At 28.7% G+C, this 19022-nt stretch carries 17 protein-coding genes; 2 read left to right on the plus strand and 15 right to left on the minus strand.

What is annotated here, in order from left to right:
• Positions 1-23 precede the first annotated feature (23 nt).
• The 7 genes from infB to acd form a co-directional block, all read right to left on the minus strand.
• A complete protein-coding gene (gene infB, locus KGF42_RS02345) occupies positions 24-1964 on the minus strand; it encodes a translation initiation factor IF-2 (protein WP_227825644.1) in 1941 nt (646 codons plus the stop codon).
• A 21-nt stretch (positions 1965-1985) separates the two neighbouring features.
• Complete coding sequence (locus KGF42_RS02350; protein ID WP_054273303.1) at positions 1986-2297, minus strand: L7Ae/L30e/S12e/Gadd45 family ribosomal protein; 312 nt, start codon at positions 2295-2297, stop codon at positions 1986-1988.
• Positions 2287-2568 (minus strand): RNase P modulator RnpM, encoded by a 282-nt coding sequence (gene rnpM / locus KGF42_RS02355; protein WP_003419469.1) that lies wholly within the window; start codon positions 2566-2568, stop codon positions 2287-2289. The genes KGF42_RS02350 and rnpM overlap by 11 nt, the downstream gene beginning before the upstream one ends.
• A gap of 6 nt (positions 2569-2574) precedes the next feature.
• Positions 2575-3729, minus strand: coding sequence for a transcription termination factor NusA (gene nusA / locus KGF42_RS02360; RefSeq protein ID WP_227821490.1), 1155 nt, complete (start codon positions 3727-3729; stop codon positions 2575-2577).
• A 30-nt stretch (positions 3730-3759) separates the two neighbouring features.
• Complete coding sequence (gene rimP / locus KGF42_RS02365; protein WP_054273301.1) at positions 3760-4221, minus strand: ribosome maturation factor RimP; 462 nt, start codon at positions 4219-4221, stop codon at positions 3760-3762.
• Between the two features lie 204 nt (positions 4222-4425).
• Positions 4426-8724 (minus strand): PolC-type DNA polymerase III, encoded by a 4299-nt coding sequence (locus tag KGF42_RS02370; RefSeq protein ID WP_227825645.1) that lies wholly within the window; start codon positions 8722-8724, stop codon positions 4426-4428.
• Between the two features lie 215 nt (positions 8725-8939).
• Complete coding sequence (gene acd / locus KGF42_RS02375) at positions 8940-10751, minus strand: N-acetylglucosaminidase (RefSeq protein ID WP_227821492.1); 1812 nt, start codon at positions 10749-10751, stop codon at positions 8940-8942.
• Between the two features lie 340 nt (positions 10752-11091).
• On the opposite strand from acd, the gene KGF42_RS02380 reads away from it, so the two are divergent.
• Both KGF42_RS02380 and KGF42_RS02385 read left to right on the plus strand, forming a co-directional pair.
• Positions 11092-11829 (plus strand): NAD-dependent protein deacylase, encoded by a 738-nt coding sequence (locus KGF42_RS02380; RefSeq protein ID WP_227821493.1) that lies wholly within the window; start codon positions 11092-11094, stop codon positions 11827-11829.
• 119 nt (positions 11830-11948) lie between these two features.
• Positions 11949-12269, plus strand: a complete 321-nt coding sequence (locus KGF42_RS02385; protein ID WP_009905401.1) for a MazG-like family protein — start codon at positions 11949-11951, stop codon at positions 12267-12269.
• A 176-nt stretch (positions 12270-12445) separates the two neighbouring features.
• On the opposite strand, the gene KGF42_RS02390 is transcribed toward KGF42_RS02385, so the two are convergent.
• The 8 genes from KGF42_RS02390 to KGF42_RS02430 all read right to left on the minus strand — a co-directional run bounded on the left by KGF42_RS02390 (position 12446) and on the right by KGF42_RS02430 (position 18813).
• Positions 12446-12586, minus strand: a complete 141-nt coding sequence (locus KGF42_RS02390; protein ID WP_227821494.1) for a hypothetical protein — start codon at positions 12584-12586, stop codon at positions 12446-12448.
• A gap of 1030 nt (positions 12587-13616) precedes the next feature.
• The gene (locus KGF42_RS02400; protein ID WP_227825646.1) at positions 13617-15068 is read right to left on the minus strand and encodes a leucyl aminopeptidase; all 1452 of its coding nucleotides are present in this window, start codon (positions 15066-15068) and stop codon (positions 13617-13619) included.
• A 15-nt stretch (positions 15069-15083) separates the two neighbouring features.
• Entirely contained in the window at positions 15084-15524 is a 441-nt protein-coding gene (locus KGF42_RS02405) for a MarR family winged helix-turn-helix transcriptional regulator (protein WP_054273294.1), read from the minus strand.
• A gap of 234 nt (positions 15525-15758) precedes the next feature.
• Positions 15759-16181 carry a GerW family sporulation protein gene (gene ytfJ, locus KGF42_RS02410; RefSeq protein WP_227821497.1) on the minus strand — a complete coding sequence of 141 codons (423 nt, stop codon included), beginning with the start codon at positions 16179-16181 and terminating at the stop codon, positions 15759-15761.
• A complete protein-coding gene (locus KGF42_RS02415; RefSeq protein WP_227821498.1) occupies positions 16135-16764 on the minus strand; it encodes a DUF2953 domain-containing protein in 630 nt (209 codons plus the stop codon). Before KGF42_RS02415 ends, ytfJ begins: the two co-directional genes overlap by 47 nt.
• Before the next feature lie 162 nt (positions 16765-16926).
• On the minus strand, positions 16927-17466 hold the full coding sequence (gene scpB / locus KGF42_RS02420) for an SMC-Scp complex subunit ScpB (protein WP_054273291.1): 540 nt from the start codon (positions 17464-17466) through the stop codon (positions 16927-16929).
• Position 17467: 1 nt separating this feature from the next.
• Positions 17468-18187, minus strand: a complete 720-nt coding sequence (locus KGF42_RS02425) for a segregation and condensation protein A (protein ID WP_054273290.1) — start codon at positions 18185-18187, stop codon at positions 17468-17470.
• A gap of 29 nt (positions 18188-18216) precedes the next feature.
• Positions 18217-18813: a site-2 protease family protein gene (locus KGF42_RS02430; RefSeq protein WP_227825647.1), complete on the minus strand. Its 597-nt coding sequence runs from the start codon at positions 18811-18813 to the stop codon at positions 18217-18219.
• Positions 18814-19022 lie beyond the last annotated feature (209 nt).

Here is a 19022-nt window from a genome sequence, read left to right on the forward strand (position 1 = left end):
AACTGATTTTCTTTGATACGAATTTATAATTTTCTTTCTACTTCTTTAGTTATATAAGCTTCTACTATGTCACCTTCTTTTATATCATTATAATTTACAAAGCTCATACCACATTCGTATCCAGAATTAACTTCTTTTACATCATCTTTAAATCTCTTAAGTGCTGCAAGTTCACCTTCATGTATTATTATACTATCTCTAACTAATCTTACTTTACAGTTTCTAAATATCTTGCCATTAGTCACGTAACATCCAGCTACTGTTCCAACACCAGATATTTTATATATTTCTCTTATTTCAGCTTTTCCTGTTTCTTCATCAACATATTCAGGGTCTAACATACCAGTCATAGCAGCTTGTATATCTTCTATGGCCTTGTATATTATAGTATATGTTCTTATGTCAACATTTTCTTTTTCTCCTAAAGATTCTGCACCTGGAACTGGTCTTACATTGAATCCTATTATTATTGCATTAGAGGCTGCTGCAAGTAATATGTCTGATTCAGTTACAGCTCCAACACCTCCATGTATTACTTTAACTTGTACTTCTTCATTTGATAATTTTTCTAAAGATTGTTTAACTGCTTGTACTGAACCTTGTACATCTGCTTTTATAACTATATTAAGGTCTTTTATAGAACCTTCGCTCATTTGACTAAACAAAGCATCTAGTGATAATCTTTGAGTTGATTTTAACATTTCATCTCTAACTATTTGCTGTCTTCTTGCTGCTACACTTCTAGCAATTTTATCAGTTGGAACTTCTACAAATTGGTCTCCACCTTGTGGAACTTCTGATAAACCTAATATCTCAACTGCTGTAGATGGACCTGCTGTTTTTACTCTTTTACCTTTTGCATTTATCATTGCTCTAACTTTACCACATGCAATACCTGCAACGATTGGATCACCTACTGTTAAAGTACCACCTTGAACAAGTACTGTTGCAACTGGCCCTCTTCCTTTATCAAGCTCAGCTTCTATAACAGTTCCTACTGCTCTTTTATTTGGATTTGCTCTCAATTCTTCCATTTCAGCAACCAATAATACCATTTCTAAAAGTGTATCTATTCCCTCTTTTTTCTTAGCTGATACTGGAACTGCTATTACTTCTCCGCCCCAATCTTCAACCAATAGTCCTTGGTCTGCTAATTCTTGTTTAACTTTATCTGGATTTGCACCTGGCTTATCTATTTTATTGATAGCAACTATTAAAGGCACACCTGCTGCTTTAGCATGGTTTATAGCTTCCACTGTTTGAGGCATTATACCATCATCTGCTGCAACTACTAGTATTGCTATATCTGTAACTTGTGCTCCTCTTGCTCTCATTGATGTAAAAGCCTCATGTCCTGGAGTATCTAAAAATACTATTTTTTGTCCATTGATTTTAACTTCTGAAGCACCTATATGCTGAGTTATTCCTCCAGCTTCACCTGAAATTACATCAGTTTTTCTTATTGCATCTAGTAAAGATGTCTTACCATGGTCAACATGTCCCATAACTGTAACAACTGGTGGTCTAGGTTTTAAATCCTCTTCTTTATCTTCTTCAATTTCCATTAAAGCTTCTATTTCTAAAGCTTCTGTATCATCACTTTCAGCTACTGTTAATTCAAATCCATAGTCTTTGGCAGCTAAAGCAGCAATCTCAAAACTTATCTCTTGATTTATTGTTGCCATAGTTCCCATTTTCATAAGCTTCATAATTATTTCTGATGGAGATTTATCTAATCTCGTTGCTAATACTTGTACTGTCAACTGTCCATCTATTTCTATAACATTTCCATTTTCTTGAGATGAATCTTCACCTAACATTTCAAGTGCTAATTCTAACTCTTCACCTTCTAATACTGAATCCTTGTCAGTTACATTTATATCTAATTCAGCTAACTTATTTATAAGCTCTTCATTTGATATATTTAATTCTTCTGCTATTTGGTATACTCTTGTTTTTGACACAAGATCACCCCCTATTTTATTTTAAATTTCTATTAATTCAATTATCTTTTTAGAAAAATTTTCATCTTTTATTCCTACAACTGCCCTTGGAGATTTTCCTATTGCAAATCCTATTTCCTCTTTTGTTGAAAAAAATAGATATGGAATATTTCTAAAAGTTGATTTATCTTTAAAAAGTTTTTTAGTATTATTTGACGCATCTTCTGCTATCAAAATCAAACTTACTTTTCCTTTTTTAAGGTCAAGCAAAGTTGAATCATCACCAGACACTATTTTCCCTGCACGAGTTGCGAGTCCTAAGAATGAAAGTACTTTTTCTTTATTATTTTTCATATTCTTCTAACTCCATAAGTAGATTATCATAGACTTCATCAGGAACATCTATCTTAAAAGCTTTATTTAATGCTTTACTTTTTATAGCTTTTTTTAGACATTCAGAGCTTTTACATACATATGCTCCTCTTCCATTTGCTCTTCCTGTTGGGTCTAAAAATATTTTTCCTTCTTTATTTTTAACTATTCTTATAAGCTCTTTTTTAGAGTCTCTATCTTGACACGCTATGCATTTTCTTTGAGGTACTTTTTTTACTTTTTTCAAAATCATCCCTCCTTACTCTTCTTCACTAAAATTATCATCTGAAGTATCTAACTCTTCTTGGTTGACAAATTCAGCTTCAACATCCTCTTCTTCTATTTTTTTGAAATTTTCAAGAGTTAACATTTCTTGTTCTGCTTGAGATTCGCTCTTAATATCTATTTTCCAGTTAGTCAATTTTGCTGCAAGTCTTGCATTTTGTCCTTCCTTGCCTATAGCAAGTGATAGCTGATAATCTGGAACGATTACTAAAGCAGACTTTTCATCTTCATTTATATCTACTCTAACAACTTTTGATGGGCTAAGTGCTGCTGATATAAACTCTGCTGGATTTTCACTGTATTTTATTATATCTATTTTTTCATCACCAAGTTCATCCACTATATTTTTTACTCTAAGTCCTTTTGGTCCAACACAAGCTCCAATTGGGTCTATTTTTTCATCTATAGATCTTACTGCCATTTTAGTTCTTGACCCAGCTTCTCTTGCTACAGATTTTATTTGAACTATTCCTTCATATATTTCAGGAACTTCTTCTTCAAACAATCTCTTTACTAGACCTGGATGACTTCTTGATACAACTATTTGAGGTCCTTTGTTAGTCTTTTTAACTTCAAGTATATAGAATTTTATCTTTTGACCTGCTTTATAATTCTCAAATGGTATTTGCTCACTTTGAGTCATTACACCTTCTATTCTTCCAAGGTTTACATAAACAACATTTTTATTTGCTCTAGCAACCTCTCCTGTAACTATTTCATTTTCTTTTTCTATAAATTCATTATACACTATTTCTCTCTCAGCTTCTCTTATTCTTTGAACAACTACTTGTTTTGCTGTCTGAGCTGCAATTCTTCCAAAGTTTTTAGGAGTAACTTCATGTTCTATAATATCACCTAATTCATAATTAGGATTTATCTCTCTAGCATCCGCTAACTCTATTTCTAAGAAAGTATCATATAAATCTGATTCATCAACAACAACTCTTTGAGAAAATACTTTTATATCTCCCTTGTCTCTATCAAACTCAACTCTAACATTTTGTGCTGAACCAAAGTTTTTCTTGTATGCAGTTAAAAGAGCTTGTTCTATAGTATCTATAAGTATCTCTTTGTCTATACCTCTATCAACTACTAATTCATCTAATGCTTCCATAAATTCATGATTCATTTTTTTATATCCTCCCTATTTAATATACCACTAAAACTTTATTGCTAATCTGACAATAGCAACATCTTTTCTATTAAATTCCATTTCTTTACCATTTACAAGGATTTTTATATTATTATCTTCTGTTAGTCCTACAAGTTCACCTTCAAATTGTTTACATCCATTTAATGGTTTATATAATTTCAAATCTACATCTCTACCTTGGTATCTCACAAAATCTCTGTCTTTTTTTAATGCTCTATCAAGTCCTGGAGAGGATACCTCTAAAAAGTAATTCTCTTTTATAGGGTCTTTTTCATCAAGTATTGGGCTTAATTCTCTACTAACTAATTCACATTCGTTTAAAGATATTCCTTCTTCTTTATCTATGTATACTCTTAAGTAGTATTCTCCTGCTTCTTTTACATATTCAACATCAACCATTTCAAATCCATGTTCATCCGTTATTTTAGTTACAATCTCTTCGATTGTAGCTTCTAAATTTTTTTTCATTAAATTTCCTCCTATTCAATTGTAAATAACCAGTTCCTATAATCTTAAACAAAATACATTTAATAAAACTAAAACTAGTTTTTTAATAATATATTTAAAATAAAAGAGTGAGAACAGCTGTCTCACTCTTAGTTTCTGCAAAGTATACTATTTTCTATACTATGATATCATAAAATTCTTTTATTTGCAACTTTTTAAACTAACTTAAAACAGTGACAATTGATTTTTCTCACTCATATTCTCAAGTGAACCATGATTAGTAAGAGTTTCTATTACCGTTTTTGATATTTTTGTTCTCTTTCTCAAATCTTCCTTTGATATAAATTCACCATTTTTTCTTTCATTTTGGATGTTTATAGCAGCATTTCCTCCAAGACCTTGTATTGCTGCCATTGGTGGAAGTAATGTTTTTTCTCCTACAACTATAAACTCAGTCGCATCTGATTTATATATATCAACTGGTAACAATTTTATTCCTCTAGCATACATTTCAAGAGCAACTTCTAATACAGTTAACATACCTTTTTCTTTTGTAGTTGCATCATTTCCCAGCGACTCAATTTCGTTTATTTTTGATTTTATAGCATCCAATCCCTTAACAATTAAATCTGCATCAAAATCCTCAACTTTTGTAGTAAAATAAGTAGCATAAAATGCCTCTGGATAGTGAACTTTACAATATGCAATTCTAAATGATGTCATAACATAAGCAACTGCATGTGCTTTTGGGAACATATACTTAATCTTTTTACATGAGCCTATATACCATTCTGGAACATTGTTTTTTTTCATTTCTTCAATGTGTTCTGGTTTTAAACCTTTACCTTTTCTTACACTTTCCATTATTGTAAAACTCATTTTTGGAGGTAATCCTTTAAATATTAAATAGTTCATGATGTCATCTCGTGTCGATATAACATCTTTTAATCCAACTATGTCTTCTCTAACTAAGTCTTGTGCATTGTTTACCCAAACATCTGTACCATGAGAAAGACCAGATATACGTACAAGCTCTGCAAATGTAGTAGGCTTGGTGTCAAGTAGCATTTGTCGTACAAACTTAGTTCCAAATTCAGGTACAGCAAGACAACCTATAGGACAATTTATCTCTTCTGGAGTAACTCCTAATGCTTCTGTAGATGTAAATAAAGACATAGTTTCCTTATCATCCAATGTGATTTCTGTTATATTAATTCCAGTAATATCTTCAAGCATTCTTATGATGGTAGGACCGTCGTGTCCAAGTATGTCTAATTTAAGTATTCTACCACTTATTGAGTGATAGTCAAAGTGAGTGGTTATTACACCACAAGAAGTATCATTTGCTGGATATTGAATAGGTGTAAAATCATATACATCTTTATAGTCTGGTATAACCATAACTCCACCGGGATGCTGTCCAGAAGTCCTTTTAACTCCTGTACAACCATTTGAAAGTCTGAGTACTTCTGCATTTGGCACACTTATGTTGTTTTCTTCTACATACTTTCTTGCATATCCAAAAGCTGTTTTTTCTGCTACAGTACCTATAGTACCAGCCCTGTATACATATCCTTCTCCAAACAATTCTTCTGTATATTTATGAATTATTGGTTGATAATTTCCGGAGAAATTTAGGTCTATATCTGGCTCTTTATCACCTTCAAAACCTAGAAATACCTCAAATGGAATATCATGACCATTCTTAGCAAGCTTTCTTCCACATTTTGGGCAATCTTTATCTGGTAAATCAACACCTGAACCCCATTCACCTATTTCATAAAAGAATGAATATTTACAATCTTCATTTTCACATATATAGTGTGCCGGAAGAGGGTTAACTTCTGTTATATCACTCATTGTAGCTGCAAAAGATGAACCAACTGAACCTCTTGACCCAACTAAATATCCATCTGATAGAGATTTTGCAACTAGTTTTTGGGCTATAATATACATAACTGCATATCCATTGCTTATTATTGAATTTAATTCTCTATCCAGTCTTTTTTGAACTATTTCTGGTATTGGGTCTCCATATATTCGTTTGGCTTTTTTGTAACACATTTCTCTTAGTTCTACATCTGAACCCTCTATAATTGGAGGATAAGTGTCATCTGGTATAGGTTTTATATCTTCAACCATATCAGCAATCAAGTTGCTATTTTCAACTACAACTTCATATGCTAATTCTTCACCAAGATAACTAAACTCTTCTAACATTTCATCTGTTGTTCTAAAGTGTAAATAAGTTTCTTCTTCATCTACTTTAAACCCCTGAGAATACTTAAGAACTTTTCTTAACACAGCTTCATGTTTATCTAAAAAGTGAACATCCCCAGTAGCTACTGGAATTTTATTAAATTTTTTAGCTGTATCAATTAGCTTTCTATTCAATTCTCTTAACTCTTCCTCGTCCTTAACTTCTCCCTTATCAATCATAAATCTATTGTTATCTATAGGCATTACTTCAATATAATCGTATAAATCTATTATTTTTTTCATTTCCTCATCAGACACATTTTTCTTTACAGCTTGAAAAACCACTCCTGCTTCACATGCCGAACCAATTATTAACCCTTCTTTATATTCATTTAATACACTTCTAAGGATTCTTGGGGCTCTAAAAAAATGATTTACATGTGCATCTGAAATTATTTTATACAGATTTTTTATACCTACAGAATTCTTTGCTATCAAGGTTATATGGTTTGTACTAAGCTTTGTATAATCAATTTTTCCAAGTATATTGTTTACATCACTTAAAGTTTTCGCACCTTTCTCTGTAAGCATTTGTAAAAATTTATTAAATATGAGTGCTGTAGCTTCAGCATCATCTACTGCTCTATGGTGATTTAAAAGAGGGATACCAAGTTCTTTAGCAACAATATTTAATCTATGTCTTTTTAAATTTGGTAACATTACTCTTGCCAACATAAGCGTATCTACTTTTTTATTATTATATAATAAACCTTGTTCTCTGCATTTTTGTGATATAAACCCTGTATCAAACTCTGCATTATGTGCTACTAATACACTATCCCCAACAAATTCCATAAACTTAGGAAGAACTTCTTCAATAGTTGGCTTGTCTTTAATTAACTCGTTAGTTATTCCTGTTAATTCCTGTATCTTATATGAAATATCTTTTTCAGGGTTTATCAATTCGCTAAATCTATCTATAATTTTAAAATCTTCTATTTTTACAGCACCAATCTCAGTTATTTTATCATTTGTATTGGAAAATCCAGTCGTTTCTATATCAAATACAACAAATGTTTGTGAAAGTTCTTTATCATTTGCATCCTCTATAATAAGAGAATCATCTTCAACCAAGTATCCTTCTACTCCATAAAGTATTTTTATGTTATTTGACTTACCTGCATTCATAGCATCTGGAAAGCCTTGTACAACACCATGGTCTGTTATAGCAATAGCAGGGTGACCCCATTTAGCTGCACGCTCTACAAGATTTTTAACAGAGCAAATAGCATCCATAGAAGACATTTGAGTATGTGCATGTAGTTCTACCCTTTTTTCCTCTGACTTATCCTCTCTCTCTGGTCTACTTTCTTTTCTTATCCCACTAATCATCATACTAATTTCTCTTTGATATGTATCATAAACTATGTCACCTTTTATTTTTAAGTAAGCTCCTTTTTTGACATTTTCAAGTACTCCATCTTTATTTGTATCTGTTAAAAATAGTTTACAGCTTATTGAACTAGTATAATCTGTAATTGATGCTATCATAAGTATTTTCCCATTTTTAAGTTCTTTAGTTTCAACATCAAATATATCCCCAACAACTGCAACTGTTCCAGAAGATGCATTTAATTCAACTATATTTTCAATCATAGCATTTGCATTATCTCCATAGATTAAATTTTCATCTACTTCAGATTTAATGACATAACTTTCTTCTTCACTTTCTTCACACTTACTAACTTTCCCAATTTCTAAAGCTCTAATTTTTTCTTCCATTTCTCTATCATTGATTCTTATAAGTCTCTCTTTATTTACCTTTTCATCCACAGCTTTTTCTATCGTTATATTTAAATCTAATCCTAACTCTTCACTAAGTACAGTTTTGAGTACATAGATTACATTTTTTTTCATTAATCGCTCATAAAATATACCCTTCGGAAGTTTTATTTTTAATTCTTCATCTAAACAAAGAAATTCTACTTGTTTATACCACCCTGCAATAGATGGGCAAAGATATTTTAATATATACAATATATTGTTCCAATATTTTTTTATAACATCTTTGTTGGATTTCCTTTCAAAACCAGTAAACCTTATCTTCATTCTGATATCTTTAAAATAATCGAGTTTATACATCAATTCTTCTTTAAATTTATCTAAAAGCTCATGAGAAACAATGTCTTTAGATGTAAGATAAAAATAAACTATTTTGTCTTCTTTAAAATAAACTACTCTATTTATGTAAACATCTTTAAGTTGCTTTCCAAGACCACTATTATTAATTTCCAACTTATCTAAATATTCCTTAATACTTTCCATTTATATCCTCCTTTCTCAAAATTATCTTTATATATATTATTACCACTTTTTATCTATTTCTATCTAATTACTCACTTATATTTACTTAGAATCATTATTATAACATAAAAATTTTGTTAATATTAAATTTATAATTGGTAAATTATATACAAAAAGACTATAGATAATTTAAACAAAATGAAAACTACCCATAGTCTGTATTTTTTATTTATATATTACTTGTATTGAGGAACCTCAAAAACTAAACTGCTTCCTCCACCATAAAGACCAATTAAATTCTCCATAATTCCAGAAATCCCATTAGCCCAGTTTACGTCAGTTGCATATTGATGCCATGTATAATCATAATTCCACTTCATCTTGTAAATAGTATTTTGATTGTACTTAGAACTATTTATATAGTTTTGAGATATCCACTTTGCAGAACCATCTATTGTAGCTTCTACACTAGTCCATCCATTAGAATATGCTGCTTCTGCTCCTGAAACATTCGCACTTTTATCTATTGCTCCTATCCCAAAAAAATTGTATACTTTAACTGGTTTACTAAGAGGTTCACCCTTATAAGAAGTTAGTGTCTGACCTTGTGCAAGTGTTGACTTGCCATAAGCAGTTTCCCACATAGCATGAGATACTAGATATACGACATCTATATTATACTTCTTAGCAGCATTTATAAATGCTGCTCCTTGGTTTTTAAATACACTAGAAGACAAACCATTAAGATATGAGTTCAGACTTGATTCTGAAATACCACCTCTATAACTGTTAATCTTCAAAAACTGCATCATACCCTTAGTAGTATTTGTAAAGTTTTTAGGATTTAAATAGTATTCTATATCACTTGTACTTGCATTTACAAATGAGCTTGTTCTTTGTGCTGAAAAAGTACTAAATTCAGGACTTGGAGTACTTTTTCTATTACCTGGTGCTACTACATTTCCTCCTGTTGCTGCTTTTTCAACTTGTTTACTTATATGAGATGACAAAGTATAGTTCAAAGATTTATAATCAATTTTAGCGCCACTTATACCTGACATGCCATTTATTTGACCTGATGATGAAGAATCATTACCATTATTATTAGAACTACTATCAGAGTTATTATTTGATGTATCTGCTGAAGTAGTTAGATAATTTCCTACTACAAAGGCTTCTTTATTGTTAAAATTAATCTTAGCCCATCCACTACTTTCTGATAGTACGGTTACCTTACTTCCTTTATAAACCTTTCCCAACTTACTATATGTAGAACCTGGTCCACTTCTTACGTTTAAAGAAGCTGTATTTACAACCTTATCAGCATTTTTTTTGTCATTGCTTTTATTAGAATCATCTGAATTACTTTGGCTTACATCTGATAAGTACATGCTAGATACATATGCGTCTTTTCCATTATACTTTATTTTGGACCATCCATTACTTTCCGATATTACTTCTACTTTACTTCCTTTTGGCAACTTGCCTAACAAACCATAACTTGTATTTGGGCCACTTCTTACATTTAGTGAAGTTGTATTTACTTGTTTAGTCTTTGATTTATTAGTTGAATTTGAAACATCTCCTAAATAAGAACTCGCTACATACCCTAATCTTCCATCATATTTGATTTTAGACCACCCATTACTCTCTGATATTACTTCTACTTTACTTCCTTTTTTTAGTACGGTTATTACTCTGTAACTTGTACCTGCTCCATTTCTCATATTCAAACTATTTGAAATAACTTGTTTTTCTTTATTTGTAGACGTTCTTAAAGAATCACCATTTGACTTTGCTATATATTTTGATGAAGCCCAACCTTCTTGTCCAGATTCGGCTTTTATTTTATACCATCCATTAGAAGAGTCTTTAATCAAAACTTTATCATCTTTTTTAGCAACAAAGGCTATACTACTTTCGGCAGTTGGTTCATTTCTTACATTTAAATAATTTATAGTCACTATACCTATATCTCCATTAGCATGTGCATTTACCACACTTAAGGGTAACATAGCTAATGTTGCTAAAGCTGCTTTTTTCTTCACGTACTTCCCCCGCCCTTCTTATACATTAAAACAATTTTAATATAATTATACGACAACTTGTTATTTTAGTAAATATTGTCTATTTACATTATGTATACATTGTCTTTATATTCACTTTATTTTTTCTTTATTGAACTGATTGAATTGTATATTTATTTGAAATAAATAAATAAAAATCTTTTATTTCTCTTATAATTTTGTCTATCATTAAATTAATATTAATATTGAAAATACTAAATTAATTTTAATGTAGTAGTTTACAAATACTCAGTTCTAATAAAGTAACATAAACACCTCAAGATGTAGTACAATTTATATATAATAATATGGAGGTGTAACTATGGATGCAAATAACTTAAAAGACTTAATAGCCAATCACAATAATATTGTATTTTTTGGTGGCGCAGGTGTTTCAACCGAATCTAATATTCCAGATTTTAGAAGTTCTACTGGACTATTTAGCCAAAAACTCAATAAACAATTTACTGCTGAACAATTAGTTTCACATACTTTTTTTGTTAGATACCCAGAAGAATTTTTTGAATTTTATAAGGATAAATTGATATATCCTAATGCAAAACCCAACAATGCTCACATGGCTTTAGCAAAGCTTGAAGAAATGGGTAAACTTAAAGCTGTCATAACTCAAAATATAGATGGACTTCATCAAATGGCTGGGAGTAAAAATGTCTTAGAACTTCATGGTTCTGTACACAGAAATTATTGTACTGAATGTGGTAAGTTTTTTGACTTAGAATCTATGTTAAATCTAGGTGGTAATATTCCTTACTGTGACAACTGTGGTTCTATAGTAAAACCTGATGTAGTGCTTTATGAAGAAGCCCTTGATAGTGATGTCATTACTAAAACAATTTCTGCTATAAGTAATGCTGATTTACTAATTATAGGTGGTACATCATTAGCTGTATACCCAGCAGCAAGTTTTATAGATTATTACAAAGGCAAGTATATTGCTCTTATCAATAAAGCAAACACAGTTTATGATAAGTCAGCTTCTCTTGTAATAAATAAGCCTATTGGAGAAGTTTTATATGACGCTGTATTAAGACAAATGTAAATTTATTTCACGATTTTTATTATACATATGAGTTTTTATGTTGAATTTAAAGTTTTTTTTTAGTATTATTTTTGTTATGATGTTTTAGTATAAATATGAATAACTTGAAAGGAGCTTTTATGAAACTAAAAACTATATCCTTACCAGAGCTTAATAATTTAGACCCAACACTAGAATCTACATTTATCAAAATGGGTGAAGAACAAGGTGAACTAGCTGAATGTATAGGTAAATTTAGAAATCTAAGTGGAGAAAATAATGACTTAGATGAAGTTGATATTATAAAAAAAACTGCTAAGGAACTAATGGATGTAGCGCAGACATGTGTTACAATGATGTTTAAGTTAGAAGAACAATATGGTATTAATCTTGATGAAATACGAAAAGAACATATAAAAAAATTAGAAAAAAGAGGCTACATAAAAAATATAGATAAGTAAAATTTCTTACTTATCTATTTATCAAAACAAATCTAAAGATGGTATCTCAAAATGACTTTCTAAGTACATATGAAATACCATCTTTCTTATTTATGTGATTTTTAATATTTTTATAAAAAATTAATCTTATCTAAATAAAGTTACTTCTTACCATAAAATTTTTATTTTTAATTATTTTATTCCTTTCTTCTTTCTTCATAAAGTTTGCTATATTCTTCCACAGCTTCATCCCATGCTTCTATATCAGTTATCCCCTTTTCAATTGCTAATAAATGAGCCATCTCAGCCAATTTTGATGCGGACTCTATTATTCCCATTTGCTACATCCTCTCTATTGTCAAATACTTACAAAAACTATTAATTAGTTCTAATATTTGTTATTATTATTCCCAAAAACTCTAGTAAATAAAAAAAAAATTATTTTTTGACATGATGAGACTACACTTACAAAATAACATTGCGTTTTATTTATTAGAATTCTTATATAAAATAAAACTCTTATTGAATTTTTTATATATTAAATTGAGAGAGAATGAATATATTTATATAGATACATATCAAATTTATTATAGGAGAGAATGTTATATGTTTAAAATTTTTCTTTTTTCTAGTGAACAATTTGTAAGTCTTTTTATATTTGGATTGTTTCTATACTATTGTCCAAAACTAACCAAAAACATTTTACCTTATAGTTACACAGTTGAGAAGATAATTTGTACACTAATGGTAGTAGTTATGGCCTTAGAACAACTATTAATCATTTCTTCAGGTAATTATAGTACTTTAAACTCTTTACCAATTGGAATTAATTATATCTGCATATATCTATGTATAGCTATACTGGTTTTTAAACAGTATCATCTTTTTAACATATTTTTTTCTTGGAGTTTAGTTTGTTCAGTTGGAGAACTCATTTTTTCTAAAAACTTGGGTTATGAATTTCCTAGCTTAATATACTTTATATTTATCTTCTCTAAGTGCCTGATAATTTATGCAGATATATATATGGTCGATGTTAGAAAATTTAAAGTTAACAGATATGCACTTAGAGATAACTTAGCTATCTGTTTCATTTATTTTTCATTCATTTTTTTACTAAACACATTTACTAACGCACAATATTATTATGGTTTTTTAAGTCATAGCACAACTGCTATTTTTTCATTCATTTTTGTTACTAGTATTATGTACATACCTGCTCTTTTATCTAATAGAGATACTTTTATACTTGAAAAAAAGAAAAAGAGTAAATAATTTATTTAAATTTACAAATAAAGCCACATGAATAATTTTTGTAATCTAAGATTATTCATGTGGCTTTATAAATTATATTTTTTGATTGTTATTTTAGATTTCTGCCAAATAATACAATGTTCTAACAGGTTCTCCTGTAGCTCCCTTTGCTTTGTATCCAATTGCTTTTGATGATGTACTTGTCCCTGCTATATCCATGTGTATCCATGGAGTACTGCCAACAAATTCACCAATAAAAGCTCCTGCCGTTATACATCCAGCATTTTTACCCCCAGTATTTTTAAGGTCTGCTTCTTCTCCTTTTATCATATCTTTAAATTCATCATAAATTGGCATCTTCCACACTCTTTCTCCAGATAAAGTGGCAGCTTTTTCTAATTCACAATAAAAGTCATCATTATTTGTTACTATAGGAGTTGCAACATTACCTAACAATGTTAAAGCAGCACCAGTTAATGTTGCTACATCAACCACCTTTGTCACTTTTTCATTATTTATAATGTAATATATTGCATCAGCTAATGTAAGTCTACCTTCTGCATCTGTATTTAAAACCTCGATAGTTTTCCTTGCCATCGAATTAATTATATCCCCAGGTTTGTATGAACCTCCTGATAAAGCATTCTCACATGCAGCAACTACTGCTATAACATTTTTCTTTAATTTGCTTTGAGATATAGCACACATAGCACCTATAACACTTGCAGCACCAGCCATGTCTGTCTTCATGTCTAGCATAGAAGCATTTGATTTTAAAGAATATCCACCTGTATCATAAGTCAATCCTTTACCTACTAAACCTAATGTATCTGTACTTTCTTTATCTCCAAAATATCTCATCACTATGAATCTTGGTTTATTAATCGAACCTCTTGAAACAGCAAAAAAAGCTTCCATGCCTAATGCCTTTATTTTTTCTTCTTCATAAACCTCAACATTGAACCCAAACTCTGCACCAAGTTTGACTGTTTCTATTGCTAATGTTTTTGGATATATTACGTTTGATGGTTCATTTACTAGATTTCTAGCTATTATAGTTGAATTAGCTAATACTTTAGCCTTTTCGATTTGACACTCAACATTCTTTTCAGTAAATATAGTTATAGTATCAACTTCTTTTTTTTCAAAATCCTTATTTTTTGTCTTATACTTATCAAACTCATAATTTCCAAGTAATATACCTTCTGTAAAAGAGCCTATTTCATCACTATTTAAATCAAGATTCAGTATATTAATATCATTACTCTTGCATACTTTATTTTTTAATATATTTTTTAACTTCTTACATAAATTACCACCTATGATTCTGATTTTTTCTCTATTCAATAACTCTTTCTTACCAAAACCAATAAAACAAACATTTACTAAATTATCATTTTCAATTAATGTTACAGTATCTATATTATTTTCTTTACCATTAAAATTTTTACTTATCATATTTAACTCATCAAATGTCGTAGAAACATCTTCTCCCTCAAATACAGCCACTACTGTTATAGCATTTTCTAAACTTTTTAATATTTCTTTAGAACATTTTATCTGCATAATAACATCTCCTTTTTAAAATAATTGTTCTATTATATTTTTGGACTCTTCTAAAGAAGCAAATAATTTATCTTTATTATCTATATCTAAGCAATCCATTTTATCACTTATTATAGACACAAACTTTAATATTTCATCATCTAGTATCTTTTCTCCATTTTTAGTTATTCCATAAAAAGTATTTCGTCTATCTCTACTATCTTCTTCCCTATACACATACTCTTGCTCAACCAATTTATTAAGCAGTATACACAAGCTAGAAGTAGATACATGTAAATCTCTACTCAAATTTTTAAGCTCTATTTTATCATGCTTTCTTATTTTTACTAAGGCAAAAAACTGTCTTTCTGTAAGTACCTTATCTTTTTTATATCTTTCATTATTAATAATCTTTATTAAATTATGAAAGTTATTCATACTTTCTAACAACAAAATAGATAACTCTTTATCGCTCATAACATTCACCTCAAAACTAATGATTTATAACTCCTCTTATATCTCAAATGCGTTTATATATCTATAATATAATACTTCTTTTCTTTTTATAATTATACTATATATCAACTTTATTATCTATTTAAATTGTTTTAAACTAAAATCTTATTAGATATAAACGTTTAAATTACACAATAAAGTAGTGGGATTTACACTAATCCCACTACTTTTATTTAGAAATATTTTATCTTATTCTTACATATTATTTTTATCTTGATTTTTATTGCTTTGAGACATATTTTGAATTTTTTCCAATACCCTAGGAGTTATAGATAATATATTATCTACAAGATTAATATTGCTATCTAAACTCATTATTCTAGTCTCTCCACTTTCAACTATTACAAATGCTACTGGTTGTACAGATATAGCCCCTGCACTACCACCAGCAAAATTTGTATCTGCTTTTTCACTTTTTAATTCAATTTCTTTCTCATCATATCCTTTTGAGTATTCTCCTCCCCCTATACCAAATCCAATCGTAACCTTTGATATAGGTACAACCACTGTAGTATCTGTTTTTATAGGGTCTCCTATAATAGTATTTGCATCTATAGAACCTTTAATTGTTTCAAGAGTTGTTTCCATAAGACTCTGTATCGAACCTGTTGCTCTCATTACTATCACCTTCCTTATTTCCTTTATTCTTATTCATAATTTTATTAGTCATTATTATAATGTTAAATAAATCTTTTATTCTTGGCCTTATATGTATCCTTATATTTCCCAAAAAATAATTTTTTGTAAAGTCTGGATTTACATTCAAATACATTTTTTCTGCATTAATTACATTAAATAAATTTCCATACAAAGTATTTATTAATACATACACAGAAGATGTTAAGCCAATATTTTCAGTTCCAAAATTAATATTTGAATAAAGTTCATGTATTTTTATCTTTTTTAATAATCTATAAACACTTAAAAGGTCATCAGCTAATAATATACTTGAATCTATATTATCCTTCATCCCCTCTTTTTTATCATTATTTTTACTATTTTCAGCTGGATAAAGTTGTCTATTTATATTTATTAAATTAAACATGTATTTTATATTAAGCTTTAAACGAATATCTTTGTTGTTTATATCAGCTATTATTAAGATGTTTATATGAGATATTAAAATCAGCATAACTACACTTATTATAAAAATTACAGCTATTATTAAATATTTAAAATTAAATAATTCATTAAACTCCATGTTTATATTATCATCAAAAAATTACTATTTATACTTAATTATCCATATTTATTTTAATAAAATTATCATTTTTCACTTATACAAAAAAACACAATAACTTAGAGCATTTTAAATCTTTAAAAATTTAAAATTATAGACTAAATTATTGTGGTTTTTATATTTTTATTCATTTGTTGCTACTTCTTGATAATTTTCTATAGGTGGTAACTCTTCAAGACTTTCTATATTTAACAACTTTAAAAATTCATCTGTTGTTTTATAAATTATTGGTTTTCCTATCTTGTTAAGTCTACCAGCTTCTCTTATAAGTTCATTTTCAAATAAAGTTTGTAGTACCTTATCACATTTTACTCCTCTTATATCCTCTATTTCTACCTTTGTTATTGGTTGTTTGTAAGCAATTATAGTAAGAGTTTCTAATGTAGCTTGACTCAAACTTTTCTTTTTCTTTGGTTCAATAATCTTCTTTATATACTCTGCATAGTCTTTATTTGTACACATTTGATACTTATTTTCTAACTTGATTATTTGAATACCTCTATTGTGTTCTCTATACTCCTCAATAAGTAAATTTAACATAATTTCTATTTCTTTTGATGAAAGTTCTTTATTTATTATGTAGTTTAATTCTTTTATACTTATTGGTTCTCCATATGCAAACATAACAGATTCTATAATATACTTTATATCTTCTCTTTTCATTTTAACACTCCGAACTTTTTCTTATTAAAATATCATCAAAAAAGACATCTTGCACTACTACTATTTCTTTTTCTTTTATAAGTTCTAATATAGATAGAAAAGTAGCAATTATTTCATCATTTTCATATGATTTTATAATATTTGTAAAAGTAACTTCAATCTTCTCTTTTATAATATCTCTTATATATAATATTTTTTCTTCTACAGATATGATTTTCTTCCTTACTATTTTATCTAGTTTCTCATCATTAACATTTTCAATCTGTGATGTTTTAACTTTAAATATGTATGGAAGTATATTTTTTATCGCTTCTATTGATATATCTTCTAAATCTACATTGTCATCAATAATTATTTCTTCTTTATTTCTATAAAATCTCTCATTGACATAAGTTATATTTTCTTTTATATCTTGTGATGCCACCTTAAACTTTCTATATTCTTCTAACTTTTCCATAAGTTCTATTCTTGGGTCTTCCTCTTCATCTTTTTGCTTATAAAGCAGATATTTGGACTTTATCTCTAAAAGTTTTGATGCCATAGTTATAAATTCACTAGTTATCTCTAAATCCATTTTATCTAGCATTTTCAAATAATTTAGATACTGCTTAGTTATATCTATTATAGATATATCCTTTATATCTATTTTATGTTTCGTTATTAAATCATACAGTAAATCCAATGGCCCCTCATAGACTTGTAATTGTATATTATACTTCATATCAATCCCTCTTTAATCTGTTTATTATATTAAACAAATAAATATACTATTTTTAGTAACACTGCATATATTGGTGTTAATATTATTCTATACATACCAGTAAATAAAGCAATTAATAAAATTATATAGCTCATACTTTCAAATTTATACACATATTCATTCCATTTATATGGTACAAATGTAGATATAACACCCCATCCATCAAGTGGAGGTATAGGAAGTAAGTTAAAAGCTGCAAATCCCATACTATATAAAAGCACATAACCAGCTATTGTATTTATCGCATACATATGCACATACTTATTGATAATTACACAAAGTATAGCAGTCAAAACATTACAAAAAACGCCTGCAAGTGAAACTATTAGGTTTCCTATCTTATAGTTTTTAAAGTTATTTGGATTTACTGGTACTGGTTTTGCCCATCCTATTCTAAGAATAAACATAGCCAAAAGACCAATTGGGTCAACATGTCTTACAGGATTTAATGTCATTCTACCATAAGCTTTAGCTGTATCATCTCCCAATAAGTGAGCTGAATAAGCATGACCAAACTCATGTATTGATATTGCCATAGCTATACCAACTAAACTTGCTACTATTTCTCCTATATTCATACTTAACATTAATTTACATCTCCTAAATCAAATTTTTAATACTATTATAACAATTAAATAACTTATAATCAAAATTATTTTATATTATAATAATTTTAACCTCTAATCATAAAATTAAAATTCACTTTTTATTTTATAACTTTTATTATTATATCATATTCATTGTAAAAATATAATAATTACACCTACTGTAAGTGCAATATTATATTGACAGGAAT

The sequence above is a fragment of the Clostridioides sp. ZZV15-6383 genome (genome assembly GCF_020657735.1).
GTDB classification, from domain to species: domain Bacteria; phylum Bacillota; class Clostridia; order Peptostreptococcales; family Peptostreptococcaceae; genus Clostridioides; species Clostridioides difficile_D.